This is a genomic window from Acinetobacter sp. ANC_7588 (genome assembly GCF_056783995.1).
This window is the reverse complement of sequence record NZ_JBWYIU010000011.1, coordinates 1-25,984: the sequence shown is the minus strand read 5'-3', so window position 1 is coordinate 25,984 and position 25,984 is coordinate 1. Positions and strand designations below refer to the sequence as shown.

Sequence of the window (25,984 nt, the reverse complement as noted above, 5' to 3'; positions counted from 1 at the left end):
TTATCAGTGTACTGATAATTATACAAGTTCAAAAACCAAATAATTTAGAAAATTATTCTTCATTAATTTTTTTCATCCAATTCCTGACGATTCTTATTTCACTTTCACTAAAACCATCGACTAGAGAATCTTCTAAACGATCAATAGCATCACCACAATCTTCCATAAGTTTTTTCCCTAAATCTGATATCTCAATTAATTGAATTTTCTTATTCGTAGAATGAGAAGTTTTATAGAGAATATTTTGTTTTTCTAATTTTGAGATCATCAAATTTACTGTTTGCGGTGTTAATGAAGCAAAACGTGCTATTTCCGCATTTGTGAAACCTGGGTAAGTCAAAATAATTTTCAAAATTGTGAACTGTGGTGGAGTGATTGAATATTCAGCAAGTACACGCTCCATTTTTAAACGATATACATGAGATGTCTTTCTTAATAAAAATCCAAGGTAACCCGATTCATTATCAAATATTTCAGGTGAATTCGTATTTTTTTTAAACATACCTATTGCCCTTTTATAAAATCATAAATATTATCAGTATGCTGATAAAAAGCATTTGAGTTTAACTTTGCATTATATATGACTAATGCTGCTTAAATTTGAATACCTAGTCACAGTTTAGCTAAAAAAATAATGGAATAAAAATCAAACCCTTAAGGATATAGGATACGAAAATGCATAATACTCTAAATGCTGAAGAACCTGCTTCGGTCAAAAAAAATACGAGATACGCTTGGTACGTAGTCACACTATGTATGTTGGCTTATATATTTTCATATATTGATCGACAAATTTTAGTCTTGATGATTGAACCGATCAAAGCAGATTTAAATTTAACTGATACTCAGTTTAGTCTATTGCACGGTTTAGCTTTTTCCCTATTTTACGCATTTATGGGATTGCCTATCGCTTATTTAGCAGACCGATTTTCCCGACCAAAAATTATTGCAATTGGCATTATTTTTTGGAGCTTAGCAACAGCGGCTTGTGGTCTAAGTAAAAACTTCATTCAACTTTTTCTTTCAAGAATGGGGATTGGCATTGGTGAAGCAGCATTATCACCCGCAGCATATTCCATGTTTAGTGATATGTTCAGTAAAGACAAATTAGGTAAAGCCGTTGGTATTTACTCCATTGGTTCTTTTATCGGTGGAGGGATGGCTTTTCTCGTTGGCGGCTATGTGATCAGCTTATTAAAAGATGCAACGTTTATTGATGTTCCTTTACTCGGTATGATGAAGGCTTGGCAAGTTGCCTTTATTCTCGTTGGACTGCCAGGCGTTTTTATTGGTCTTTTATTTATTTTAACAGTAAGAGATCCGCAACGAACAGGACAAAAACTCGATGCCTCAGGCAATGTCGTAAAAGTTAAATTTACGGATTCGTTTAAATTCTTAAAAAAGCACAGTAAGACATTTACTTGTCACTACATGGGCTTCACATTCTATGCAATGGCATTGTTTTGTGTCATGAGCTGGTCACCTGCATTTTATATGCGTAACTTTGGTCTAAGTCCTGTTGAAACAGGTTATATGTTAGGAACGATTCTACTTATCGCAAACACATCTGGCGTTTTCTTTGCAGGCTGGTTAACTGACTATCTGACAAGTAAAGGTCGACGTGATGCTGCAATGTATGCTGGTTATTTAGGTGGTTTAGGAATTATCTTACCGATTATTAGCTATACATTAGTAGACTCACTGTGGTTATCTGTTGCTATTTTTACAGTGGCTATGTTCTTTGCATCTTTCCCAATGCCAACCTCAACAGCAGCTATGCAAATTTTAGCTCCAAATCAATTACGAGCTCAAATTTCTGCAATTTTCTTGTTAATCAGTAGCTTAATTGGTTTAGGTATTGGAACAACTTTAGTCGCATTAATTACCGATAAAGTATTCGGTGATACCAACATGGTGGGTTATTCAATTTCAATCGTAGGTGGATTCTCAGCGTTATTGACTATTATTTTACTCAAAACAGGATGTAAACATTTTGTGAAAAGTCTAGATGTAGAAAAAGATGAAATGGTCAGATAAGAAGTGATTTGTGCAAAATTACATAAAGCATTTTCTAAAATCTAAGCTCATATTTAGTTTATTTTAGAAAAAGAACTCGAACATCTGTTCGAGTTCTTTTTTCTCAACTGAGAATCAATAATGATTAAACTAATCAAAGGTAGAAAAAAATAATCAAAATCTACTTGTTGCAAGCCAAAGCCGCATTATGATGAATACCCATGTCCGATGCCCGATTAAATAAAGATAAACGACGTATTCCCTGTCAGGTCTAGGCTTTCAACATTTTTCGTTTGAAGAGCAGATTATTCTCCCTACTTGAATAGAAATCACTCTCAAATTTAATAAAATGCGTTCAGGACTGCTGAATGAGGAAAACTCACTTCCAGAAGCTGATTTAACTTAACTCATACAAAGTGTGAATATTGTTAGACGATATAATACCTAACCATATAGCGCGTTAACAAAAAAAGAATATTGTTTAGGTGATCAATCAGATGAGTGCGTAATTATTATTTATACTCATCTCTAAATCAGATTCAGTCTTACAACTTTTGAGTAATCGCAAAAAAAAGACTCGGACTTAAAAGTCCGAGTCAGGTTGTAGTCAAATATTGAGCATTTTTTAAGAAAGATTTACTTTTTGAATACCATTTCTACCTGGGAAATCCTTGGCTAAAGATCGGGCATTAGGCATTTTTAACCATAATCTTAATAATTTTCTTCGCTTTGAGATGTCTTCATCATCTATAAATGACGATCGTGAATGCATTACACAATAGTTATTACAGAACTGCATATCACCCGGTTCAAGCATCATATCTAGTCTGAGATCAGGATCTTGTATGTACTGATCGAAAATATCAAGCGCATCGACTTGAACTCTGGATAAAGGTATTCCTTTTCGCTCATGTCCTAGTTCAATATATGCTCTTAAGTATCGGCAACTTAATTTATTGTCATAAAAGCTAAATATAGGCGTGAGTGTTGGTTCTGAGTCACCAAGATGATCACAATAAGTCGGATGATAATAATAACCTAGATATTCAGGATAATTTTCTAAAATTCTATTGTAGACTGTGGCAGCACTGACGAGACTACTCAATCCTCCACTCATTGCTTTTCTAATTGATAGCAATCCAACTACGTCAGATAAGTCAGTGTGGTAAGGGAGATATGCGTTTGTTTCATAAACTCGCGTTGATTTGTTGTTAAGATCACCAACGTTTTCTACTTTACCCAATAAATCGCCTTTAGGATTTTGGGTAACGGGTTGACCCATATACATGCCTATTAAATAGTAAATAATCGCCAATTGGCGTTCACTAAATTTAGAGACATCCAAACCTTTTAATAGAAAGAAACCATATCCATTCTCAAGCTCATCGGCATATTTTTTAAATTCAGATAAAACTTGTGAATTATTAATCGTTAAATGCGTGTTATTCAATTGATCAATTTCTAGATCTTGTTGTTCTATCAATTGCAAATTTTGGCTTAATTCATGAAGCATTTCTGCGCTTAAATAATAAATCCAATCTGTCTGATTTTTTAGGTCTTTGCCCACCCATGCCGACTTATGACTGATTTTCTCTTTTAATATCGTATTCATCGCAATTTATCCCTGAACTAGTGTTTGTTTTCCTGCATTTTTCGAACCATCGCATTAAAAAACTTATCTGCGAAAGCACTTTCTTGAATTAACATTTGAGTTAAGTCTGCACACTTCTGTTTTACGATATGATCTAATTCAACATCGTCACCACGCATTGAATCCGCTTGGCATTGTATTTCTGCCGCTCGTTGAACTGTCCAGAGTAGGAAAAAAGCTTTTTCAATCGTACTCTCTCCCACAGCTACACCATGATTTCTAAGTACCAGAATGTGATGATCACCTAAACTTTTGATCATTCTTTGTTTTTCTTCTTCGAATAGGGTAATGCCTTCAAAGGCATGATAGCCTACCCGACCATATAACTGCGCACCATAAAAATTGTCATTTTTAAAGCCATCTTTCTTTTGTGCAATGGCACTGATTGGTGTGGTATGTGTATGTATTAAACATCGAATATCATCACGAGCACCATGAACAGCACTATGTAAAGCAAATCCTGCAGGATTGGCATCATATTCAGAATGAATCACTTTATTACCGTTTAAATCAACTTTTAATAAATTTTCGGGTGTGATTTCCGTATAGTTCAAGCCGAAAGGATTTACTAAATAATAGTGTTCAGCTCCTGGTAAGCGCGCTGAGACATGATTAAAAATTGTTTCCGTCCAACCAAAATAATCAATAAGGTGATAACAATTCGCTAATTTAACTCTGAGCGCCCATTCAGCTTCAGACACATTCAATACATTATTTTTCATCTTCATTATTCCTTGTTCTGGCTTGTTCGCTTAAATAGACCGTTAATTCATATATAAGTTTGGATGTCGGCATCGGACATTCATAAGCATCTGCCAATTCAAATACAGCTTCTGCAATGGGTGCTAACTCTAAAGGGCGATGATTTTTGTAGTCATGCCACATTGATGTATATGTTTCCCCCATCTCTGAACCCAATTTTAAAAATGTGTTTGGGTCGATATTGATACGAGCGCCATAGCAAGCCGCAACAGCTCGAACTTCATATAAAATTTGTTGCGTAATTCGAGTTAAATTGTGATCAGAATAAATTTTACTTAGCGGAGCATCAGCCACAACCGATAATGGATTGGAGCTCAAGTTAGCCATAACCTTGGTCCAAATTTGATCTCGGATGTTCTCTACGGGTCGTGCTTCGATACTTGTATTTTCAAACAATTCAACAAGAGCATGTAATCGTTCAGTCATTTGATGACTCGGCTCACCAAAGATCAACAAATATGGATTGTCTGATTTGACCTCATTTCCATTGACACTTTGCGCTGTAATAAATACGACAGCGCCAATTAAATGTTCTAATGGAAAATGGTCATTTAAAACGCCCTGTTGATCTAAACAATTTATGCTTGAATGTTCAGAGTTATTCTCTAAACCGTAAAAATACCAAAAGGGTATGCCATTCATTAACGGCACGATGACTGTCGCGTTATGCATATAACGCTTCAGCTGAGTTGAGATTTCGTATAAAGCGTTAAACTTGGTTGCTATAAATATAAAATCCTGTTTTTCAATGCATTCTTCAGTATCCACAATTCGAGATGGATGTACTTGAAATTCACCCAGTACATCTTTTAAATGAATCCCTTTTTGCTTTAGCGTTTCGACTTTTTCCCCTCGCGCTAAAACAGTGACTTGGTGTCCTGCTAGCGTTAATCTAGCAGCAACTACACAGCCTATGGCTCCAGCACCATATACCAAAATTTTTTTTGACATCCATTCAAAACCCTGAAAAGCGTATAAGTAGTTATGTTCTAAATAGCTAATACGTCTTGATGCTTACTATTAATTCCTAAGTAACTTTCGATGATTCTTGGATCTTCAACTAAATCAGAGCCCTTTCCTTCCATTGAAAGCTCTCCCATTTCTAAGACATAAGCATAATCTGCAAGTTTTAAAGCAGCTCTAGCATTCTGCTCAACTAACAAGATAGACACGCCATGTCCTCTTAATTGGTCAATCACCTTAAAAATTTCTCGGGTGATGAGTGGCGCTAATCCCAAACTCGGCTCGTCAAGCATCAACAATTTAGGTTTAGCCATGAGTGCACGACCTACTGCAAGCATTTGTCGTTCACCACCAGAAAGTGTTCCTGCTTGCTGTGATCGTCTTTCTTTCAAACGAGGAAAAATGTCATACACTTCATCTAAAGTGCTCAAAATCTCTTTGTCTCTTTGGCGATAGCGTTGAAAAGCGCCAAGCATAAGATTGTCTTCAATAGACATTGTTCCAAATAACTCTCGTTTTTCAGGCACTAATCCAAGCCCACGAATGACCATTTGCTCAACCTGTGGACATTGCTCCACATGTCCATCGAAATCGACGTGTCCTTTAGAACCCAGCACCCCCATAATTGCAGACAATAAAGTTGTTTTACCCGCACCATTTGGACCAACAACAGAAACAATTTGGCCTTGATTAACACGCATATTAAAATTTGAAAGCGCTTCGACTTTTCCGTAAGCAACACTCAAATTATTTACTTCTAGCAGAGGCGTGCCCTCTTGATTTCCAAGCATTGTGATCATGCAGCACCTCCTAAATAAGCTTCCAATACAGCTTCATTTTTTTGAATTTCTTCTGGTAATCCTTCAGCAATTTTTTGACCGAACTCCATGACCACAATTCGGTCTGCGAGATTCATGACAAAGTCCATATCATGCTCGACCAAGAGAATCGCCATACCTTCAGCACGTAATTTCGCTAGAAGTTCAGCTAAGGCTTGTTTCTCTTTAAATCTTAATCCTGCTGCGGGCTCATCAAGTAGTAATAAGCTTGGGTTCGCACATAAAGCACGTGCAATTTCTAAAATACGTTGCTGCCCGAGTGCTAAACTGCCAGCTTCGACATACAAATATTCTCCAAGCCCTACACGTTCTAGTTGATATTTAGCCTCATTGAGAAGTTCATTTTCTTCAACTCGATCAAGAAGTAACATGGATGAGATGACACTTTTTTCTCCGCGCAAATGTGCACCTATGGCTGTATTTTCTAATACAGTCATTTCAGGCAATATTTTTACGTGTTGGAATGTGCGACTTAATCCTAATTTGGCAATTTCTCTGGATGGTATGCCATTTATTTTTTTACCTTTAAATAAAACTTCACCACTTGTTGGAACATCTACACCTGATATTTGATTGAACATGGTACTTTTACCAGCACCATTCGGACCAATTAAAGCGAGAACCTCTCCAGCGTGAATTTTCAGATTCATTTCATTGTTCGCAACTAAGCCACCAAATTTTTTCGTGATGTTCTTCGCATCTAATATCAATTCACCCTTGTTGATTTGATTTTCTACTTTGTCCATTTGAGGAATGGGGTGGATTGAAGGATATAAATCTACTGGCTTATATTTATTTGGGATCAACTTAGTAATAAATGACCAAATCCCTGATGGTGCTTTTTGCATCAATACAACAATGATTAATCCAAATACGATTGTTTCGTAATGACCTTGTCCGCCAAAAATAATAGGCAAAGCATCTTGCAACCATTGGCGTACCATGGTGAATATGCCTGCACCTAATATTGCACCCCAAATACTACCGACACCGCCTAACAACGCCATAAACAAGTAGTCGATACCCATTTGGAGTCCAAAAGGTGTCGGGTTAATAAAAGTTTGCGTGTGTGCATAAAGCCACCCTGAAATTGATGCAAAAATTGCAGCAATCACAAAGATGATCATTTTTGCTCTAAACGTATTTACTCCCATAGACTCAGCCATTACTTGTCCGCCTTTCAAAGCACGGATTGCTCGACCCTCTCGAGAATTTAAAAGATTTTTTGTCAAAATAATGGCAATGAATACAATGAGCCAAATGAGGTAGAACATTTTGTTGCCATTATCAAAGGCAAATCCTGCGATAGAAATAGAGGGAATATTCGAAATTCCAGAATGCCCACCTAAAGTTTCAATGGTGGAAAAGAAATAATAAAGTGAAATGCCCCAAGCGATCGTACCTAAAGGCAGATAATGCCCTGAAAGTTTAAGTGTTAAGCCACCCACCAAAATCGCAGATGCGACTGTGATAACTATTCCGAGCAGAAGTCCAAACCAAGGATTTCCACCTGTCCATGCGAGGAAACTTGGTAATTGTTCAGTCACAGTTAAGTAAGCAGTTGCGTATGCGCCAATTCCCACTAAGGCTGCTTGACCAAATGTAGTCATGCCTCCAACGCCTGTCACCAATACAAGACCCAACACGACTAATGCATTTAGACCAATATAGTTCAATAAAGTGACTTGATAGGTCGGTAAAAAAAATGGGCTGATGAATACAATAAGCGCAAATATAAAGAAATAAGTTTTTGATTTCATTCTTCATCCTCCTCAACATGACGAGTTGTGAGCGATTTCCAAAGTAAGAAAGGAATAATTAATGTAAAGACGATGATTTCTTTGTAATCACTTGCCCAAAACATCGAGAAAGACTCAATAACACCAACAATCACGGCACCAATTGCTGCGACTGGGAAGCTGATTAGTCCTCCAATGATTGCCCCTACAAATCCCTTCAGACTTAAAATAAATCCTGAGTCGTAGTACAGGGTTGTGATCGGTGCAATTAAAATGCCTGATAAGGTTCCGATAAATGTAGCTAAAACAAAAGTCAGTTTGCCCGCAAAGATTGGAGAAATACCCATGAGCTGTGCACCGATTCGATTGACAGCGGTTGCATGCAAAGCCTTGCCATAGAGTGTTTTTTCAAAGAAATACCAAAGCACTAAAATCATCACAAAGAATGAAGCGATAATGATCAAAGTTTGACTACTTAAAACAAGAGTTCCAATCTCAAAGCTTTTGTCACTAAACGGTTGTGTTTGAGCACCATTTGGACCGAATATCACGAGTCCTAAACCGACTAATGCCACATGAACCGCTATCGACACTATCAATAAGACTAAAGGTTTGGCTGCCACCAAAGGTTGAAAAAAAGTGCGATACATTTGAGGACCAAGCGGTGTAATCACAGCCAAAGTCAATAAAACTTGAATTGGCATTGGAAGCGTCGCTAAAGGTAGTGTGTACATCGCGATAACGATCAAAGAAATATAAATTATTGATGCAATAAAAATTTTGATATTAAATATTTGATTTTTAAAAAATTTAGCGTATAAATCCAGACTTGTATTGACAATAAAAAACGCAACGACCAGCCAAACTATTAAGCTTGGAATACCTGCTTGAATGGATGCCAAAGTCAATGCACCAAACACAGCAAATTCACCCAATGGAATAAGTAATATCCGAGTGACAGTAAAAACTAAAATGATACAAAGCGCTAATAATGCATAAATAGCACCACTGGTAATACCATCCTGCCCCAAAATTAACGCGATATTTAAATCCATAACATCTTCCTACCCTTTTTTGAGGATGAATTTACCTAGAGCGATATATGCATATCGCTCTGAGTTCATTTATGAAAAGCTAAATTTACTTCAGTAGTTTCCACTGACCATTTTTAACAATGATCATTTCACGCCCACGCTTGTCAAATCCACTATGATCAGATGGGCTCATGTTATACACGCCTTGAGTTCCTGCGACTTCTTTTGTAGATTCCAATGCATCACGTAGAGCTTCACGGAATTGCACGGTGCCAGGCTTTGCTTTTTTCAAAGCAGTCGGTACAGCTTTTTCAAGCAAAATACCTGCGTCATACACATTTGCCCCGAAGGTTGCAGGTGTTTGTTTATATTTTGCTTTATAATCATTGATATATTTAGTAGCAATTTTCTTAGAAGGATGTGTATTAGATACTTCATTTAAAACAAGCATTAAACTGGCAGCTAAAATCGTATTTTCTACTTTCTTGCCACCCATTTTTAAATATTGATCTAAAGCCGCACCATGCGTTTGATAAATTTGCCCTCGATAGCCTCGATCATATAAAGCAGTTTGTGGGGGCACTGCTGAACTGCCTGGTGCTGCAACTAGAATTGCCTGTGGTTTTTTACTTATAAGTTTTAACGCTTGACCAGTTAGAGAGGTGTCTTGACGTTGAAATGATTCTTGAGCAACGATCTTAATCCCATTTTTCTTTGCTAAATTCGCTAAGACTTTTCCCCAGTTTTCTCCGTACGGATCAGCAGTACCGATAAATCCTAGAGTTGTAATTTTTCGCTTCACCATATCTTGCACAAGCGCTTCTGCGATGATTTCATCATTCTGAGTGGTCTTAAACACCCATTTTTTTTGATCCGTCATTGGCATGACTATCGTAGAAGTTCCAACCGGTGCAAGAAGAGGTACTTTCGCTTTAGCAATCGTCCCAATCACAGCAGAAGCATTTGGTGAACCAGAAGGACCAATGATTGCATCAACTTTGTTTTCTTTAATTAGTTTCTCGACAGCTTTGACAGATGCTGTAGGATCACTCGCATCATCAAGAGAAATATATCGAACATTCTCATTACCAATTTTTTTAGGTAATAAAGCAACTGTATTTTTTTGTGGTATACCTACCATTGCTACAGGTCCGGATGATGATGTCACAACTCCAATCGTGATATCAGCTTGAGCATAAGTGGCAATTGCGATTAAGCTTGTTGATAATAATAATTTTTTAAACATCATATAATCTCCAGTTTGTCCATTAACTGTTTATGTAATTAGAATTTATAGCTATATGTAGTAATGATTCGATTTTCAACAAAATCATTACCATTGGTTGTTCCTGCACCATATTTAGTAGTCGTGTCGATATACCTCCATTCTATACCCAACCCTTTAAAAGACCCTTCTGGAACGGTGTAGCCGACAATGAAATTAGCTTCAGTTTCTTTATTATCTGGTAGGCCATTACGCTCTATGTTCGTACCATATAAATAACGCAAAGTCGTTCTTAAACCCGGCAAACCAACATTTTTAAAGTCATAAGAATAAAGTGCATGATAAGTAAGTTCTTCAGGTTTGATGAAACCTAAAGTTGACCAAGTATGTAGGAAAGGTTGAGGAGCGAATCCATCAAATGTTGGAAAATTGGTATCCCCGGAATTTTTTTGAACACCTGCAGCAAAACTATGTGAGCCATTTTGAATGTTGGCCTGAACGCCAAATGTTTTGCTATCTATGTTTCCATAGTATTTGTCACCAGCTTCACTGTTATGGAAATAACGTGCATCTAATTTGATTTTAGAGTCGCCAATTTGAGTGTTATATGCTGCATTTAAATAATGTTGGTTATAAATATCTTCGAGCTGACCAAACCAGTAAGAGCCTGAAATTTTAGGGCTAAAATTATAGTCTAAACCAACATAACTTAAACCATTACTTTCTATTCTTGCTTTACCTGGTGCAAACAAGCTTAGTTTTTCAAACTCATCATCATTACGCGCGTTTATATGAGTGATTCTTCCAGCTGAAAATTTTAAATTTTGAATCGCTTTCGTTTCAAATGCCGCACCAGCATATGTTGTCACCAACTGACGTGAATCATCAATAAATGCAACAGGTGTTCTTGGCGAAAGTTCCCCAACTAATAGCTCAGAATCTTTATATTTCAGCTTTAAGGTTGCACCAAATTTATTATAACTACGTTCTTGCTCATTTTTTATGGGATCAAATGGTAAGATCGAATCAGACCTTTCAGCATTATGATTTGATAATCTTAGTGCGTAACTTGAAGTCACGTCAAAACCCACCTGAACGGGTGTATTGGTATAACCTGAACTAAACTTTAGACCTAATGCTTGTGACCAACTACCAACATCAGGCTGTGTTGTGTTATTTCGATCAATAAAGAAATTTCTTAAATTTATTGTCGTTTGACTATCTTTTACCAAGTCCGCATAAACTGCTGTATTACAGCAAATTGCTAGTATTGCAAATGTAGGTAACTTTTTCACTCAACTTCCCCTTAGTTTTTTACTGATTTTCTCACTCAACCCTGTTTAATTTTTTCTATTCAGCTATATGAAATTTCATATATTCAACCCAATTCTTTTCCAATTCCATAGAAAATTCAATTTTCTTTTAAGTATATTTATATACCTTAATTAATAATTAAATCCCTTTTAAATCTTCATAGATTGAAAAAAAGGCCAAATGATCTAACATTTAGCCCAATTTGATTTAATGAATACCCGCAATATCTTTTAGAATGGTGATAAAAGTATTCTTTTCTTGATCACTGTATTTTGCAAATACTTCATTTTGATGCTCATCAGCTATATCAAATAAATAATGTGCGGTTTTTTTACCTTTATCCGTTAATTGGTAGAATTCTTCTGTTTCGACTAGTAGCTCATCTTTCTTAAGGATTTCCGCTGCTCTTTCTATTTCTCGCATAGGCATTGCTATATCACGTGGCAAATCATCTTTGCATGAACTTGCACCACTGCCTAGCACTAAAAGCATTCGAGCTTCACTCGTTCTAAAACCTGTGACTAATTGCTTTGGGATGTAATCATTTTGATAAAACTTGAATGCTCGACTCATGAGATAGGCAACATTATTATATAAGTTACCTTGATATAGTTGACCCAAATCATCAGTTTGGACCGGATTTGAATCTTTAATTCTTAACATTGGGTGTGGTGTTACTGCTGAGTACGCACCCTGGTGATATACTAATGGACTACGACCTTCATCTTGAAAATTAACTACCTTTCCAATAATAATCCAGTGATCCCCGCCTTCTACAATTTGAAATAATTCACATTCAAAAACAGCAGAGCAATTTTCCAGAACTGGAGCATTACCTACACCCAAACGGTAGTTTGCTCCTTCGAATTTATCAATATTGCGTTTAGCAAATTTATTCGATACCTCGATTTGTGATCCAGATAAAATATTGACTGCAAAATGACTAGAGTTTTTAAAAACTTCAAAACTGGTCGATTTTTTATCAATACTCCACAAGATTAAAGGTGGGTCTAATGAAACTGAGTTAAAACTATTGGCAGTTACACCCACTTTTTCACCTTGCGCATTTTGCGCTGTAATAATAGTAACCCCAGTTGCAAAATTACCGAGTGCTCTGCGGAATTTCATCGGATCAATAGCTTGTTCTTCCGATTTTTGATAACTATTCATTCCCTTCTCCTGAATCCCAAAATGACCTTCCATGATGGCAATTCAACTATTAAATATCTAAAACTAATCTCGGTGTTTTTGATCGAGAACAACACACTAAAATCTGCTCATTACTTTCTTTTTCTTCGTCAGTAAAGTAGACGTCTCGATGATCGGGTTCGCCTTCAAGCACATCACACATACACGTTCCACAAACGCCCTGTTCGCACGATAACTCGACTTTAATCCCTTCTCGCGCTAAAGCTTGCAGAATAGTTTCCTCTGGAGCTACTTGAATCGTTTTACCACTTTGTTGTGCAACAACTTCAAAACTAGCGCCACCTAAATCAATATCTACCTGAAAATATTCTTTATGTAATTGATCGGAACTAAAACCCTTAGACTCAGCAAGATTAATAATCCAATCCATAAATCCATTAGGACCACAGGTATATAAATGTGAATCTTTGGCAATATCTTTCATTGCGTGATCAAAAAATTCACGATGATTTGCACCATCATCTTTAAAATGGAAAGTTGTATAACTCGCTAAGGGACCTTGCTTGATTTCATCTACAAATGCAGCGGTTTGTTTGGAAGCTGCACAATAATGCAATTCAAATGACTTATCGTTATTTAATAAATCATAAGCCATGGTAATTAACGGTGTAATCCCAATACCACCACCAACTAAAATGCTGTGAGATGCATCTAACAATGGGAACAAATTTTTAGGATGGCTGACTTGTAGTTGCATCCCTTCAAAGATGTCATTAAACGCCGACAGTGACCCCCCTCTTGATGCTTCGTCTTTTAAGATCCCTAGTCGAAAAACACCTTTTAAACTAGGATCTTGACATAGAGAATACTGACGGATTAAACCATTAGGCAGGAATAGATCGATATGTGATCCAGCTTCGATTTCAGGTAATGGAGACTCAGTTGCTGAAATTAAATCTAATACAACAACATTTTCCGCTTCTACTGATCTTTTATTTACTATTACGGAGTATTTTTCGTTCATAGTTTTCCCCTTTATGACTAAGCCAATGCTTAGCGCATAAATAGTCCTCCGTTAATATCCCATGTTGCTCCTGTCACAAAAGCTGCTTGTGGGGATGCTAACAAAGCACAAGTTTCAGCGATAAAACTCATACTGCCTAAAGCCTTGACAGGAATGTTATTGATAAACGCTTCCATTTTTTCATCTGAAACAACGCTGTGTACTATTGGAGACTCCATTGGTCCTGGTGCTACGGCATTTACCGTCACACCTTTAGCGGCAAATTCTTTTGCAAAAATTTTAGTCAAAGTTACGATTGCCCCTTTTGAAGCTGCATAATGCGCTCCCGTTGCAGTACCACCATTCTGACCAGCCAATGAAGCCATGTTGATAATTCGACCAAAGCCTTTAGATGCCATATATTGACCAATAATTTGGCATGACTGAAAGGTTCCTCGTTGGTTGACTTGTGTCACCCAATCAAAATCACTCGCAGTGATTTCAAGGACAGGAGTTGCTTTAGTTACTGTGGCGTTATTGATTAAAACATCCAACTTGTTGAAATGAGTTTCAATCCAACTCACTGCTTCTCTAAAGTCCTGCTCTACTGATATATCCAGTTTTAAGGGATACATTTGCGATGGATACTGACTCGCAGCTTTAGCACTTTCCGCTTTTTCTAAGGTACTTGCAGTTAAAATAACTTGATGCCCTTGTTCAGCAAAATATTCAGCAATCACATTACCTAAACCAGAGGCAGCACCAGTAACCAAAACAACTTGTGACATGGTCACCTCCTATAGAATGTAACTGATACCAGCTAAGGTATCTGTCGAATTGACTAGATTGATAATTTTACGGTCTATTTTGAGTTCGCCATTCTCTTGACGTATTAGCTCATAAATCACATCAGCAGTGTAATGACGTAAATTTTCTTTGCGGAACTCTCTTAAATTTTGTGCACAGCGTAAAATTATCTTGTGATCAGTTTCTTCAATAATTCGCACACGTGACAGGCTACGAACAGTATTGGCCTTGGGAGCTGTCGAGATTGCTTCACCATTTTCTAAACGCTCTACACGTAATTGACGCATGTGGTGATTGTCATATGCATAGTTCAAATGGTTTTCGTAATCTGTCAATGATGGATCAATTGGAATGATGTATTTGCCATTTTCATTCCATAAATTTAACCATGCTTGATACTCTGAATGATCTAACATGTCAGCTTCAGCCCAAATGAATGCTGTTACTTCGTTCAAAAGATTTAAATTAATTTTCATGCTCTTCCCCTTAAGCCGTCATCAACTTTTTCCATTGTTGGTAAGCGCCACGCATGCCTGTTTCAGCACTCACGTCACTCTTCAGACCATCTTCAGTTTTGACTTCTCCTGGTAAACCACGGTTCAACATGATCCAAAGATCATTGCCCGCATTTGCACCATGCTGTACACGCTCCCAAGCTTCCGCATCATCTGGCGTACCAAAACCGAAAGGACCTTGGAAATGTTCATGTAGACGTAGGCGATATTGGTTGGCAATTTGTGGTCCACCATCCATCGTAATCACTGAGTGGTGAATTTCAGTTTTATCTACCGCTAATGGTTGCATTACACGGAAGAACGCCATAGAACATGCAATGTTAGGGAAAATATTTAAGTTAAAGCCCGAACCACCGACAGCACGGCAAATTCGACGAACTTCAAGTTCCTCATGACCTTCTTCACGTAGCGCTTGGGCAAGTTCTTGAAAACGCTCTTGGATTGGTCGCTCCATCAACTCTTCATCAAGATCTACCAGTTCTGGAATCATCACCATCACGCTGTGACCATTTCCTAGATCTTCAACATAGCCTGGTTGATTTTCAAAGTTGAAAAGCTCTTCTGTTTTTTCGTCTACAGAACTTAAGAATGATTTATGAACCAATGGGAAATGATACGCGTCAGTTGTATTTTCCAACTGAATCTTCCAGTTACCTGGGAATGTAAAACGATGTTCACCTAATACTTTGACTGGATAACCTGCGCCTTGCTTCATGAATAGATCAATCCACTTTTTCGCAGCACCTAAAAAGTCTTCTAATGGCTCAATATCGTCTTTGAAGGTCGCAAAGATCATGCCGTTATATTCTTCTACACGTAAGCTGATCAGTGGAAATTCAGATTTATCTAAACATTCGCCATAACTTTCAGGTGAAGGAACGCCACGCAATGTACCATCCAAAGCGTAACTCCAACCATGATATGGACATACAAAGCTATTTGTTTTGCCTTTTTTATGCTCACAAACTGTAGCAGCACGATGGCGACAGCGGTTGAGTAAAACGTGGACTTTTTTCTTACGATCTCGTACAGCAACTACAGGTTGTTTACCAATATTAATCGTTTTATAACTACCAGCATCTGGAATTTCACTTGCATGAGCAACCCAAACCCAAGTGCTGTAGAAAATTTTTTCCATTTCATCTTCAAAGATTTGTGCATCTTTATATAAAGAGGTATGCACTCGGTCACTTTGAACTAATTCATTGTAATCAATTTCAATATTTTGAACTGGTATTGCACTATTCATCATGTATTCCCTTATAACTGTTTATGCAACTCAACCGACTAAATTTGATTGCGGTACTGGTAACTCATCATCACTGGTCCAATGCGTTACTGGTCGACTGAAAATATTTTCTGTTTGGAAGTGTTTGATTTTCCAAATGCCATTATTTTGTTGCTTAAAACGGATTGTCAGTTTGGCTGCATTCAAGTGGCTTGCACCCGTTTTGAAAGTTGATGTTTGCAACATCAACCAGTGACCAACAGCCACATCACCATCAATATAAATTTGTTCAGAATTCACAAAATGTGCATTCATAACAAAATGCGAGTCCTTCAGCGTGTATGTTTTAAACATGTCATATACTGCCTGCCAAGACTCAAGCCGACCAAATGACTGGGCGTATTTTTTCCCTACCCCCTCCCAAATACACTCACGATCAAATAAATCCATCAGCGCTTCTAAATTTGTGTTTTGATTAAGTTCATCACAAATTTCCATATAGCGATTTACGCAATTACGAATTTGATTCTGCGCTTCCAACTGTTGAAGACGTTGAAGAATGCTTTTGAGTTCATTAGAGTCGACCATATCGATATCCTTATCGTTGAATAATTAATTCACGACCAACTCTTGCTTCAACTTTGCAATACTTCCAAAGTTTATATGGACCTTCTCCGACCACAGTCGTACGGAATAAATTACATGCAGCATGAACTGTTTCAATATCAGGTACATCAGCCAATAAATAGGTTGTCCAAGGCCAACCCGTACTTGCACCTACCATGCTTTGATCATCATCTAAGTTGCCGTATACATGAACGCCAGGTAAATCATGGATACCATTCCACATTTCACCAAATGCTGCCCATACTGCCTTTGCTTCTGCTGGCTCTGCATCAAAGAAGTTTTGGTTAATCCCCATACAGAACAATACGCGTAATGATTTTTTAGCTTCCATTTCGATTTCCTTCTTTTCGGTCATTTATAAATATCCAGGTGTCGGATTAAGCCCAAAGCTCATCGCACCAGCATTTTGTAAAGTTGCATCACCCATAAATGCATGCTGTGTCACGACATTCGTGTCATTCACAAAGCGACTAAATGGATGGTTGGTATAAATGGCAGTCATGCCAGCTAACATTTGCATTTTGCGTGTGACCTTTGCACAGACTCTTGCAGCATGTGTACAAGATAGACGCATATCACTAATTAAATGTGGCGCAGGTTTTCGCCCGTTGAGTACTTCTTCCCATACAATATCCATGGTGTTGTAGAACCATGTTCTTGCAGCTAGGAACTCAGCTTCAGCTTTCGCAAATTCGTACTGAGTGATAGGTCGATTAGCAATTTCTGCACCTCCAGTAATCGACGACTTACCTGGAGCTAATTTTCTAAATTCTTCCAATGACGCCGAGGCTACGCCAATTCCGACTACGGTGAGGACTTGAGTCGCCAAAGAGAGGGATGGATATTTGAAAAATGGTTCGCTGAGTTTAGATGGCTCACCCCGAACAAAAGTCCAATGCTCAGGTACAAGTACATTATCGACAATGAGATCGTGACTACCTGTGCCTTTTAAACCTACTGTATCCCACGTCATTTCAATTTGTGCTTTATGCGCTGGTAAAACAGCCATACGTGGTAAGCCATGAGATTCATTATCTTTGATCGGGGCAATGCCTACACCAACGATATCTGCACCTTTACAACCACTTGAGAATTTCCAACGGCCTTTTACAACTAAACCATCATCGGTCACTTGAGCAGCTTGCGGTGGAAAAATTCCACCAGCAAAAACGATATCTGGGCCATTTTTATAAAGTTCAGAAAGTGTCTCTTCAGGTAAACTCCCAAGATAAGCTGGGCTCATACCAAAACTTGCAACCCAACCTACTGATCCATCTGCTTTAGAAAGCCTTTCAATAAGTTCACAAAACGTACGCGGTGAAACCTCATCACCACCGAAACGTTTAGGAACTAAAGCACGATATACCCCAATTGATTTCAGTTTTTGAATAATGTCTTGACTCACGTATGCTTGTTCGTCGAATTCACCCGAACACGCTCGCTGTCTAATCTCTTGACATAATTCTTCAAGATCAATCAAGCTCTCAGTTTGATCTTTGGCTAAATTGCTCATTTGCCACCTCCTTGTGAATGCTTCGTAATATCGACAATGTGTTGTGCAATAGCACACAATTTTTCATCTTCACCATGCTTAGCGATTAATTGCATACCGACAGGTAAGCCATTTGATGTTTCATATGGAATCGTGAGCGCTGGATGGCCCGATAAATTAAATGGTCGCACGAGCTTAGTTAAATTGAGGAAAGCAACAGTATTTTCAGCTTCGTCTAATTTAGGTGGAAATTGAGGTAGTGTCGGCAGTATCAAGACATCAACGTTGTTGAGTAAATCATTGATCTGCTTTGTGAATTGAGTTCTGATTAATTCAGCATTTTCAACATCTTTTTGAGTGGTTTCAGATGCTTTTAATAAACGCTGCTGAACATCATTGGCTAGAAGTCCAGTTTGAGTAAGATCATGATATGCACCCCAAGTTTCATAATTAATGATCGACATACCTGCTTGATATGCTTCATCAATATTGTTTATGACTAGATTTTTTTGAGGTAAATCAATTTTTGTTAACTCAGCATCTAAGACATGCCAAATTTCAGATTCCGCTTCGACACGCAATATTCCTAATTGAATCTGCTGTTGATCAATTTGGATTTGTTTAAAAGTAGGATCAATGATTTGCATAGCAAGAATCAGATTATTGATATCTGATGCGAATGGCCCAACACAGTCTAAAGTGGTATCTTTTGGCCAAACCCCAACACGGCTAACACGCCCAAATGAAGGTTTTAAACCATACACTCCACAGCAAGCGGCTGGCATACGAATTGAGCCACCTGTATCTGTACCAATACTAAAGTCTGCTAGACCCGCCGCAACAGCTGCAGCCGAACCACTGGAAGAACCTCCAGGAATAAGCTTCGGATACTTAACATTTAAAGGTGTTCCGAAGTTTTTGTTTACTCCAGTTATACCGAATGCAAGTTCATGAAGATGAGTTTTTCCAATAATTTTGCAATCACTGTTGAGTATATTTTTTATAATTTCAGCGTGTGAGTTTGCAGGGCATGCTTCAACGCGCGCCTGAGTTCCAAGTGTCGTCACTTCATTTTGTATATCAATTGAGTCTTTAACCATGACTCTAATTTTTCCATCTCCTAAAGAGAGACTTCTAGATATAATATTCAATTCACTTTTCCATGTATTTTTATACTCAACATCAATATCTGAAAAATTAATGTATTTGTCAAGTTATTTTGAAATAAAATAATCTTTGTCTTTTTTCTTGTATAATCAATTATATTTTTTTAAGTTTAATTGCTGCTCATGTTAAAAAATTTTGAAAATTATTTGCCAAATAACGATCCCAAAAGTTTGGAAAATTTTCCATTTTTTTGGATATCTCAAGTTAATGGTAAGTATTCCCAATTGATTGATAAATCTTTAAAAAAAATAGGTCTCGATAATACAAAAAGAAAAATCATTTTGAGTACAAATGCTCTCGGTGAAGCCAATATCACTGAAATAGCAAATTTAGCAACAATCAAATTAACAACTGCAACTAAGGCAATCTATAGATTAGTCGAAGAAGGGATAGTTGAAGTTTTCTCATCCCCTCATGATGAAAGGATTTCTATGGTGAAGCTCACTGAAAAAGGATATGGTCTTGTGGATGAAATTAATCAGATCAATCGTGTTACTTTAGCTGGTATATTAAATTCTTTTGATGAACAAGAACTTGAGTCACTAAATTTACAATTAAAGAAAATATTCAATTTAATGCCAAATAGGTAAAAAGACTAAAATCTTTTTACCTACTAACGCTTATTTCATAATTTCATATTGTGGAATAAGCTGATTAAATCGCAAATTTTCAGCGAATTTTGATATGACATTTAGTTTATATTGATAAATATCCATACTTTCATATTTGTAAAAACCTGATAGTTCTCTAATGCCATTTCTATTTTCCATCATATTTTTTTTGATAATATCAGGGGCTTTGTAACGCTCACCAAGTTCTTCTCTCAAATACTCAGAAGCATGATACAAAATATCTCCTCCACCCCAATCGATAAACTCTAGCATACCTAACACTGAAAAACGCAAACCAAAACCTGTACGAATCGCTTTATCAATATCCTCAGCACTTGCTACGTGTTCTTCAACCATTCTCGCTGCTTCATTCATTGCCAATGCTTGAATTCTTGGAACAATGTATCCAGCAACTGCATTACAAATCACAGGGACTTTACCAATTGCCTCAAGTAATGTTTTTAGTTTTTCTACTGCTATATCAGCAGTATGCTCAGATCGGCTTAGCTCAACTAAAGGCATTAAATATCCAGGATTAAGCCAATGCGCATTAACAATACGTTCTGGATGAGAAATTAATTTTGCTATATCAGTGACCAAAAAGGTCGAAGTCGTTGATGCCACAATACAGTTTTTAGAAATTAAGGGTTCCAACCACCGAAAACAGTGTTGTTTATGAGTCATTATTTCAGGTACACCTTCAATAATTAATTCACAATTTTTCCAATCAATAGTTTGATTATCTTTGAAATAGAAATGAATTCTTTCTTTTAATACTTTACATTGATCATTCACTAACATCCCGATATGTTCTAAGAGATGCAACTCTTGGTCGAGGCTGTCATTCCATTTTTGCAGAAATTCATTTTTTTCTGCTGGGTTTCGATCTTTTACGTCTACAAGTGCAATCTCAATTCCTGCATATGCGAATGCGATCGCAATCGCATTACCCATTCTACCTGCACCTACAATAATAATATTTTTAATCATGCAGATTGCTCTCCGGAGTTCAACAGGTGTTTTAATTGTTGCTGTGTTAAATCAAATAACCCTAAATTTTCAAGAGTGCGACCCTCACTATACAAATCCCTACCAGTAATTGATGATGCGATATTCAGAAGCCCTTCAGCAATCGGCGCTTTGACTCCAACATACTTACCAACCGATACAATAAATGACAGGCCTAATCGTGTGTCTTCGAGCATATACCGATGTAAATGTAAATCTATTTTCTCGCGCCAATCGCCACTGTCAGTCAACTTACCATGTGCCCCCCTACCATACATCCACTCATCTCCTTCACCCTCTTTATTGTAATGATCTGCGAGTGGGAAATGCTGTTTCGAGTATCCCAATGCTTCACGAATATTCATTCGCTCTTGATCTAATAAGCTCGTTACTTTCCTCACTGAAGGTTGAGTACCTTCATTATGAATATCCCATACATCAAAATGTTCTAAAGGTGCAGCATTGAGCATAATTAATGGAGGATGAATAATGGGTCCTGCATTCATTAAAGCTCCACTCAAAGCATCCTCTATAGGCTCGATGCTGTCATAAGCTTGCTTTAATACTCTAATAGCATGATCTTTTAATTTTGCTGGATAGACCCCAGTAGGCAATCGCGTCGCATATACACTAATCACGATAGAATTCGGACTATGTTTTCTTACTAAATATGGCAAAGTACCCGTTTCAGCAAAAGCCACGTCAGACTTATTTCCAACTTTAAGCATTGCTTGAGCAAATAGGTATGTTCCAAAAGTACCTGGGGGTAAAAATACGACTTGACCAGATGTTAAGTAGGGTGCTATTTCAATCGATAAATCTTCATGGCTTGTTGCGGGTAAAGGAATAATAATCAATTCAGCGTTTTCAATAGCTTTGGATAAATCAGTTTCAAGTTGGATTTTTTGATGTTCATCCCCAACAGATACTGTTCTAGTGCCACGAAAGTCTTTTACAGTAAGCTCACCATATTTCGCTAATTCTTTTAGTGAATCTCGATCTCTTCGCCATAATTTAACTTCGTGATTTTTTTCCGCCATCTCCACTGCTGATGCATAACATCCATGTCCACCGCCAAGAACCGTGATTTTCATTTTCTTCCCTTACATATTTATTGTGTATTGTGATAGTAGGAAAGATTCTTCCTTTTACTCGCGTCAAAAAGCGGTGCTGCTATTCGAATTACGAATTTATTTCTATTAATTTGTTTTGTTTCACGGTTTCTGAAGGCGTGCATCCATAACGTTTTTTATAAAGCCGAGTAAAGTGTCCAAAACTTCTTACACCATGAGCATTGAAGATATCAATTATAGGCTGATCAACCTGAGTGTGTTTAAGTTCTTGATGAACTCGGTCCAATTTGATTGATGTCATGAAACTGAGAGGCGTTTGGTTCAAATAGGTATTAAATCCCTTTTGAAGCGTTCTTACCGAGACTTTTACAAGCCTCGCAACTTCCTCAATCGAGATTGCTTCCATATAATGTTGCTCAATCAAATGAGCTGCATTTTTGATATAACTTGGGATGAGTTGATATTTTTTATCTGCGATTCGTTCACTGAAATTATGTGGAATTTTGATCAGTAATAACTCAGTCAAATATGAACTAAAGCTATCAGAAATTTGCCACCAGTTTTCAATATTTGAATATGCAAAGCATAAGTAGTTCAGTGTTTCTAAAATTGAAATTCTTTCTTCAGATGTATAGGAAATGCCACTATCGAAAATAAGATTTTTTTGAGGGATATACCCCAACAAGCGATATAAAACAGTGTTGATCAACTCATGATCAATTTTTAATATGATATTTCTACATTTGGCTTGGAGTTCAATTCTATTTTCAAAATGAGGATGAGAAACTGTAAGTAATCCAGGACGTTGTTGATAAGTTGAATGATCATATTTGACTTTACATTCCCCTTCCAAATTAAATCTAAACAGATAACTTTGACACTCAGCACCAAAACTAATTTGAACTGGAGCATTGTAACTTAATTCAAATAGTGCAACTTGACCAAATGAAAACCCACTTAATTTTACTTCTAAAGATTCATCATTCAATACTTCAAATTGATGAGGGCACAAGTATTGTCCTATCACATCTTTAATCTGAAAATAATCTTTTGAAGACAATAAGTTGAATTTCTTTAAAAGTTTCAGATTCGATAAATACATGATAGGTGTACCCTCATTACTTTATTCAGACATGATTTATTTAGACTCAACTTGCAAACTATTTTCGAAGGCTTTACAACCCACTTTCAATAAGACAAAGCACAATACGCATGATATTGCACCAACGATAGATATCGATGAACCGACCATTAAAGGATTTTCAAAAATACGATCCGTAATTAAAGCCACTAATGTGGTACCAATACCTAAAGCAATCAAATTACTGATGAGTAAAAAGATAGATGAGATTTGGGCACGTAATTGATTTGGCGAAAGCATTTGCATTGCTGTTGTTGAGATCGGCATTGGGAAAGAAGCGAAAAACATTGCAACAACCAACAATGTAACTGATAGCCATAATTCATTAACTTGTGAAAACAAAATCATTGGAATAATCAGACCTACGATTCCAATCACACCCACAAACATAGGCGAATCTTTTCTGCCTTTTTGAATAAAATAATCATTCATCCAACCAGCCGCAAATACACCTAAAGTATTTGAAATCAGTAACACGGCACCCAACATATAGCCCACTTCAGTAGCTGTCATATTGTAATGTCGTATGTAAAATGCAGGTGTCCAGCTAATTAAGCAAAACAATGCCATGGCATAAAAAGTAAATCCCAAATAATGACATGTAAATGTTTTTTTATGCTTTTTCAAAAATTTAAAAGTATCACTAAGCTTTACTTTTACCACGTTCCCCTGCGCATCGACCATTTGCCCTTTACGCTTAGGATCTTTAACAGTTAAAAGTACCAATATGCCAATAATGACTCCTGGTAAACCTACTAAAATAAACGCCACTTGCCATGCCTTTAACATTCCAAATAAGGGTACAGCGATAAGAGACATGTCCTTGAGTAATCCAATGACAAAACCACCTACTAAGAATGCGATTCCCCCACCAACAAAAGATCCAATCGAATAAATAGCGACAGCTCGACCCAATTTATCTTTTGCAAACATATCACTAAACATTGAATAGGCTGCAGGTGACAAAGCAGCTTCACCAATTCCTACACCCATTCTGCTCAAAAACAACTGGATAAAGTTCTTACTTAAACCACATAAAGCTGTTGCAATGCTCCAAAATACAATCCCGGCAGCAATTAATTTTGGTCTTGAGAATCGATCTGCGATATAAGCCAATGGAAGACCCATGAATGCGTAAAATAAAGAAAAAGCTAGTCCGTGAAGTAAACTGAATTGCGTGTCTGTTAAATTCAAATCTGCTTTTATCGGTTCAATCATCAAAGCCAAAATTTGACGATCGATAAAAGAAAATATATATGCAATCATGCAAAGTATTACAACATACCAAGCATAAATATCCTTTTTTTTTGCATCATTACTCTTTAACTCGGAAATTTTTTCCATCGAAATCATCCTAAATATTTTATAGATCAGCGCTATCCCTATGACAAATCCATGCCAATTTATGCTGATTTATAAAATTAATATCATTTTTAACATTATTATTCTATTTATTTTTCCATTAAATATTACATATAAATAGATATTTTATATTAATCTAATCATAAAAATTAGTTCATGCTCTTCAATTCGTCTAGATAATCTAATATTTGTTTGATGTATTCATTATTATCGATACTTCTATAGGCAACTGTAATTGGACTTTCAGCCTCATTATCTAGAATTGGTATAAATTTCAAATTTTTCATACCTATAGAGCATGCACTCTTTGGAATAATACACCCCCCCTCACCAGATGACACCATCCCCAATGCCATATGGATTTCTCTCGTCTCGATCAGATTTTGTGGAATTAAGTCAAGTTCAGAGAATATTCCTTGAATAAAAGTTGAGAAGTTTGGTTTAGGAGTATTTGGATATATATAAATATGTTCGTTGACCAATTGTGATAAATGTACTTCCTTAACATTTTGGGTCACTAATGTATGATCTTTGTGCACTGCTAAAAAAAGTTGCTCTCTTTCGATCACTATTCTTTTTATTGAAGGATCACTAATTCCTAATCGACCAAACCCAATATCAATTTTTCCCAATTTCAAAGCTTCTACCTGGTCTCTGGTTCCGCATTCCACTAATTCAACTTTTATATTTGCAATATGCTTTCTTAAATAATCAATAATCTCAGGTAATTTCCAATAAAAAAGCGAACCAACATACCCAATTCGTACGGTAGTATCTGTCACTTTATATCGATTTACCATCGATTTAGCATGTGCTGTTAAGGTCAGTATCTGTACAGCATATTGGTAAAAAAATTCTCCAACTTCAGTTGTTTTGATCGGTCTCATGCCTCTTTCAAATAATACGACACCTAACTCTGACTCTAAGTTTTTGATTTGTCGTGTAAGTGGTGGTTGTGCGATACATAATTTTTCAGCAGCTTTTGTAATACTTTTTTCTTCGACCACAGTAGCAAAATACTTTAATGTTCTTAATTCCATTGAAATTTCCTCAATCCATACTTTTTTAGTATTTTAATATACTACTTAACCTCTATTTTCAATACTTTATTTCAAATAAGGTATTTAGCATATATTAATGGAATATATTGCTGCATGTACAAAAATATTGAAACCTTGCTCGTTGAAATCCCGACGATCCGCCCACACAAGATGGCGGTCGCAACGATGCAAACTCAAACCTTAGTCCTCATTAAAAT

25 protein-coding genes are annotated in these 25,984 nt (G+C 36.8%); 2 read left to right on the top strand and 23 right to left on the bottom strand.

The features are described from left to right. Positions 1 to 52: 52 nt before the first annotated feature. Positions 53 to 502, bottom strand: coding sequence for a MarR family winged helix-turn-helix transcriptional regulator (locus tag AC1M9J_RS11050; RefSeq protein WP_092767707.1), 450 nt, complete (start codon positions 500 to 502; stop codon positions 53 to 55). A gap of 173 nt (positions 503 to 675) precedes the next feature. On the opposite strand from AC1M9J_RS11050, the gene AC1M9J_RS11045 reads away from it, so the two are divergent. Next, a complete protein-coding gene (locus AC1M9J_RS11045; RefSeq protein WP_481952311.1) occupies positions 676 to 2,037 on the top strand; it encodes a spinster family MFS transporter in 1,362 nt (453 codons plus the stop codon). A gap of 604 nt (positions 2,038 to 2,641) precedes the next feature. Here AC1M9J_RS11045 and AC1M9J_RS11040 read toward each other — a convergent pair. The 17 genes from AC1M9J_RS11040 to AC1M9J_RS10960 form a co-directional block, all read right to left on the bottom strand. Beyond that, a complete protein-coding gene (locus AC1M9J_RS11040; protein WP_481587677.1) occupies positions 2,642 to 3,628 on the bottom strand; it encodes a TauD/TfdA family dioxygenase in 987 nt (328 codons plus the stop codon). Positions 3,629 to 3,645: 17 nt separating this feature from the next. Then, a complete protein-coding gene (locus tag AC1M9J_RS11035; RefSeq protein WP_228143120.1) occupies positions 3,646 to 4,389 on the bottom strand; it encodes a class II aldolase/adducin family protein in 744 nt (247 codons plus the stop codon). Beyond that, on the bottom strand, positions 4,379 to 5,380 hold the full coding sequence (locus AC1M9J_RS11030) for a ketopantoate reductase family protein (RefSeq protein ID WP_481587678.1): 1,002 nt from the start codon (positions 5,378 to 5,380) through the stop codon (positions 4,379 to 4,381). The genes AC1M9J_RS11035 and AC1M9J_RS11030 overlap by 11 nt, the downstream gene beginning before the upstream one ends. A gap of 38 nt (positions 5,381 to 5,418) precedes the next feature. Next, positions 5,419 to 6,192: an ABC transporter ATP-binding protein gene (locus AC1M9J_RS11025; protein WP_481590751.1), complete on the bottom strand. Its 774-nt coding sequence runs from the start codon at positions 6,190 to 6,192 to the stop codon at positions 5,419 to 5,421. Beyond that, positions 6,189 to 7,991 carry a branched-chain amino acid ABC transporter ATP-binding protein/permease gene (locus AC1M9J_RS11020; RefSeq protein ID WP_481609105.1) on the bottom strand — a complete coding sequence of 601 codons (1,803 nt, stop codon included), beginning with the start codon at positions 7,989 to 7,991 and terminating at the stop codon, positions 6,189 to 6,191. Before AC1M9J_RS11020 ends, AC1M9J_RS11025 begins: the two co-directional genes overlap by 4 nt. After that, a complete protein-coding gene (locus AC1M9J_RS11015; RefSeq protein WP_481597782.1) occupies positions 7,988 to 9,025 on the bottom strand; it encodes a branched-chain amino acid ABC transporter permease in 1,038 nt (345 codons plus the stop codon). Before AC1M9J_RS11015 ends, AC1M9J_RS11020 begins: the two co-directional genes overlap by 4 nt. A gap of 85 nt (positions 9,026 to 9,110) precedes the next feature. Beyond that, positions 9,111 to 10,253 (bottom strand): ABC transporter substrate-binding protein, encoded by a 1,143-nt coding sequence (locus AC1M9J_RS11010; protein WP_180028233.1) that lies wholly within the window; start codon positions 10,251 to 10,253, stop codon positions 9,111 to 9,113. A gap of 35 nt (positions 10,254 to 10,288) precedes the next feature. Further along, positions 10,289 to 11,524 carry an OprD family outer membrane porin gene (locus AC1M9J_RS11005; RefSeq protein WP_035266345.1) on the bottom strand — a complete coding sequence of 412 codons (1,236 nt, stop codon included), beginning with the start codon at positions 11,522 to 11,524 and terminating at the stop codon, positions 10,289 to 10,291. Between the two features lie 226 nt (positions 11,525 to 11,750). Further along, a complete protein-coding gene (locus AC1M9J_RS11000) occupies positions 11,751 to 12,713 on the bottom strand; it encodes a p-hydroxyphenylacetate 3-hydroxylase reductase component (RefSeq protein WP_180028234.1) in 963 nt (320 codons plus the stop codon). 49 nt (positions 12,714 to 12,762) lie between these two features. Next, positions 12,763 to 13,716, bottom strand: a complete 954-nt coding sequence (locus AC1M9J_RS10995; RefSeq protein ID WP_481596401.1) for a PDR/VanB family oxidoreductase — start codon at positions 13,714 to 13,716, stop codon at positions 12,763 to 12,765. Positions 13,717 to 13,745: 29 nt separating this feature from the next. Continuing rightward, a complete protein-coding gene (locus tag AC1M9J_RS10990) occupies positions 13,746 to 14,483 on the bottom strand; it encodes an SDR family NAD(P)-dependent oxidoreductase (protein WP_092767689.1) in 738 nt (245 codons plus the stop codon). A gap of 9 nt (positions 14,484 to 14,492) precedes the next feature. After that, the gene (locus AC1M9J_RS10985) at positions 14,493 to 14,978 is read right to left on the bottom strand and encodes an aromatic-ring-hydroxylating dioxygenase subunit beta (protein WP_092767687.1); all 486 of its coding nucleotides are present in this window, start codon (positions 14,976 to 14,978) and stop codon (positions 14,493 to 14,495) included. Between the two features lie 10 nt (positions 14,979 to 14,988). Next, the gene (locus AC1M9J_RS10980; protein ID WP_481952310.1) at positions 14,989 to 16,266 is read right to left on the bottom strand and encodes an aromatic ring-hydroxylating oxygenase subunit alpha; all 1,278 of its coding nucleotides are present in this window, start codon (positions 16,264 to 16,266) and stop codon (positions 14,989 to 14,991) included. Between the two features lie 30 nt (positions 16,267 to 16,296). After that, positions 16,297 to 16,833: a nuclear transport factor 2 family protein gene (locus AC1M9J_RS10975; RefSeq protein WP_481592080.1), complete on the bottom strand. Its 537-nt coding sequence runs from the start codon at positions 16,831 to 16,833 to the stop codon at positions 16,297 to 16,299. A 10-nt stretch (positions 16,834 to 16,843) separates the two neighbouring features. Next, a complete protein-coding gene (locus tag AC1M9J_RS10970) occupies positions 16,844 to 17,203 on the bottom strand; it encodes a hypothetical protein (RefSeq protein WP_035266405.1) in 360 nt (119 codons plus the stop codon). Positions 17,204 to 17,227: 24 nt separating this feature from the next. Continuing rightward, a complete protein-coding gene (locus AC1M9J_RS10965; protein WP_481592079.1) occupies positions 17,228 to 18,385 on the bottom strand; it encodes an acyl-CoA dehydrogenase family protein in 1,158 nt (385 codons plus the stop codon). Beyond that, a complete protein-coding gene (locus AC1M9J_RS10960) occupies positions 18,382 to 19,515 on the bottom strand; it encodes an amidase (protein WP_481596402.1) in 1,134 nt (377 codons plus the stop codon). Before AC1M9J_RS10960 ends, AC1M9J_RS10965 begins: the two co-directional genes overlap by 4 nt. Positions 19,516 to 19,653: 138 nt before the next feature. On the opposite strand from AC1M9J_RS10960, the gene AC1M9J_RS10955 reads away from it, so the two are divergent. Beyond that, the gene (locus tag AC1M9J_RS10955) at positions 19,654 to 20,121 is read left to right on the top strand and encodes a MarR family winged helix-turn-helix transcriptional regulator (RefSeq protein WP_092767678.1); all 468 of its coding nucleotides are present in this window, start codon (positions 19,654 to 19,656) and stop codon (positions 20,119 to 20,121) included. A gap of 30 nt (positions 20,122 to 20,151) precedes the next feature. Here AC1M9J_RS10955 and AC1M9J_RS10950 read toward each other — a convergent pair whose 3' ends face one another. The 5 genes from AC1M9J_RS10950 to AC1M9J_RS10930 all read right to left on the bottom strand — a co-directional run bounded on the left by AC1M9J_RS10950 (position 20,152) and on the right by AC1M9J_RS10930 (position 25,766). Continuing rightward, the gene (locus AC1M9J_RS10950) at positions 20,152 to 21,138 is read right to left on the bottom strand and encodes a 3-hydroxybutyryl-CoA dehydrogenase (RefSeq protein WP_481596413.1); all 987 of its coding nucleotides are present in this window, start codon (positions 21,136 to 21,138) and stop codon (positions 20,152 to 20,154) included. Beyond that, positions 21,129 to 22,244 carry an NAD/NADP octopine/nopaline dehydrogenase family protein gene (locus AC1M9J_RS10945; protein WP_481596403.1) on the bottom strand — a complete coding sequence of 372 codons (1,116 nt, stop codon included), beginning with the start codon at positions 22,242 to 22,244 and terminating at the stop codon, positions 21,129 to 21,131. The genes AC1M9J_RS10950 and AC1M9J_RS10945 overlap by 10 nt, the downstream gene beginning before the upstream one ends. An 88-nt stretch (positions 22,245 to 22,332) precedes the next feature. Continuing rightward, positions 22,333 to 23,325, bottom strand: coding sequence for a helix-turn-helix transcriptional regulator (locus tag AC1M9J_RS10940; protein WP_481587688.1), 993 nt, complete (start codon positions 23,323 to 23,325; stop codon positions 22,333 to 22,335). A gap of 36 nt (positions 23,326 to 23,361) precedes the next feature. Beyond that, complete coding sequence (locus AC1M9J_RS10935; protein WP_481589338.1) at positions 23,362 to 24,708, bottom strand: spinster family MFS transporter; 1,347 nt, start codon at positions 24,706 to 24,708, stop codon at positions 23,362 to 23,364. A 167-nt stretch (positions 24,709 to 24,875) separates the two neighbouring features. Continuing rightward, positions 24,876 to 25,766, bottom strand: coding sequence for a LysR substrate-binding domain-containing protein (locus AC1M9J_RS10930; protein ID WP_481596405.1), 891 nt, complete (start codon positions 25,764 to 25,766; stop codon positions 24,876 to 24,878). Positions 25,767 to 25,984: the final 218 nt, after the last annotated feature.

Excerpts from the sequence above, each read along its gene's own strand:
- AC1M9J_RS11035 (WP_228143120.1), bottom strand. The coding sequence starts at position 4,389 with ATGAAAAATAATGTATTGAATGTGTCTGAAGCTGAATGGGCGCTCAGA.
- AC1M9J_RS10965 (WP_481592079.1), bottom strand. The coding sequence starts at position 18,385 with ATGAGCAATTTAGCCAAAGATCAAACTGAGAGCTTGATTGATCTTGAA.
- AC1M9J_RS11015 (WP_481597782.1), bottom strand. The coding sequence starts at position 9,025 with ATGGATTTAAATATCGCGTTAATTTTGGGGCAGGATGGTATTACCAGT.
- AC1M9J_RS10975 (WP_481592080.1), bottom strand. The coding sequence starts at position 16,833 with ATGGTCGACTCTAATGAACTCAAAAGCATTCTTCAACGTCTTCAACAG.
- AC1M9J_RS10935 (WP_481589338.1), bottom strand. The coding sequence starts at position 24,708 with ATGGAAAAAATTTCCGAGTTAAAGAGTAATGATGCAAAAAAAAAGGAT.
- AC1M9J_RS10970 (WP_035266405.1), bottom strand. The coding sequence starts at position 17,203 with ATGGAAGCTAAAAAATCATTACGCGTATTGTTCTGTATGGGGATTAAC.
- AC1M9J_RS10930 (WP_481596405.1), bottom strand. The coding sequence starts at position 25,766 with ATGGAATTAAGAACATTAAAGTATTTTGCTACTGTGGTCGAAGAAAAA.
- AC1M9J_RS11000 (WP_180028234.1), bottom strand. The coding sequence starts at position 12,713 with ATGAATAGTTATCAAAAATCGGAAGAACAAGCTATTGATCCGATGAAA.
- AC1M9J_RS10955 (WP_092767678.1), top strand. The coding sequence starts at position 19,654 with ATGTTAAAAAATTTTGAAAATTATTTGCCAAATAACGATCCCAAAAGT.
- AC1M9J_RS11020 (WP_481609105.1), bottom strand. The coding sequence starts at position 7,991 with ATGAAATCAAAAACTTATTTCTTTATATTTGCGCTTATTGTATTCATC.
- AC1M9J_RS11045 (WP_481952311.1), top strand. The coding sequence starts at position 676 with ATGCATAATACTCTAAATGCTGAAGAACCTGCTTCGGTCAAAAAAAAT.
- AC1M9J_RS10980 (WP_481952310.1), bottom strand. The coding sequence starts at position 16,266 with ATGAATAGTGCAATACCAGTTCAAAATATTGAAATTGATTACAATGAA.
- AC1M9J_RS10940 (WP_481587688.1), bottom strand. The coding sequence starts at position 23,325 with ATGTATTTATCGAATCTGAAACTTTTAAAGAAATTCAACTTATTGTCT.
- AC1M9J_RS11025 (WP_481590751.1), bottom strand. The coding sequence starts at position 6,192 with ATGATCACAATGCTTGGAAATCAAGAGGGCACGCCTCTGCTAGAAGTA.
- AC1M9J_RS11040 (WP_481587677.1), bottom strand. The coding sequence starts at position 3,628 with ATGAATACGATATTAAAAGAGAAAATCAGTCATAAGTCGGCATGGGTG.
- AC1M9J_RS10990 (WP_092767689.1), bottom strand. The coding sequence starts at position 14,483 with ATGTCACAAGTTGTTTTGGTTACTGGTGCTGCCTCTGGTTTAGGTAAT.
- AC1M9J_RS10945 (WP_481596403.1), bottom strand. The coding sequence starts at position 22,244 with ATGAAAATCACGGTTCTTGGCGGTGGACATGGATGTTATGCATCAGCA.
- AC1M9J_RS10985 (WP_092767687.1), bottom strand. The coding sequence starts at position 14,978 with ATGAAAATTAATTTAAATCTTTTGAACGAAGTAACAGCATTCATTTGG.
- AC1M9J_RS11030 (WP_481587678.1), bottom strand. The coding sequence starts at position 5,380 with ATGTCAAAAAAAATTTTGGTATATGGTGCTGGAGCCATAGGCTGTGTA.
- AC1M9J_RS10995 (WP_481596401.1), bottom strand. The coding sequence starts at position 13,716 with ATGAACGAAAAATACTCCGTAATAGTAAATAAAAGATCAGTAGAAGCG.
- AC1M9J_RS11010 (WP_180028233.1), bottom strand. The coding sequence starts at position 10,253 with ATGATGTTTAAAAAATTATTATTATCAACAAGCTTAATCGCAATTGCC.
- AC1M9J_RS11050 (WP_092767707.1), bottom strand. The coding sequence starts at position 502 with ATGTTTAAAAAAAATACGAATTCACCTGAAATATTTGATAATGAATCG.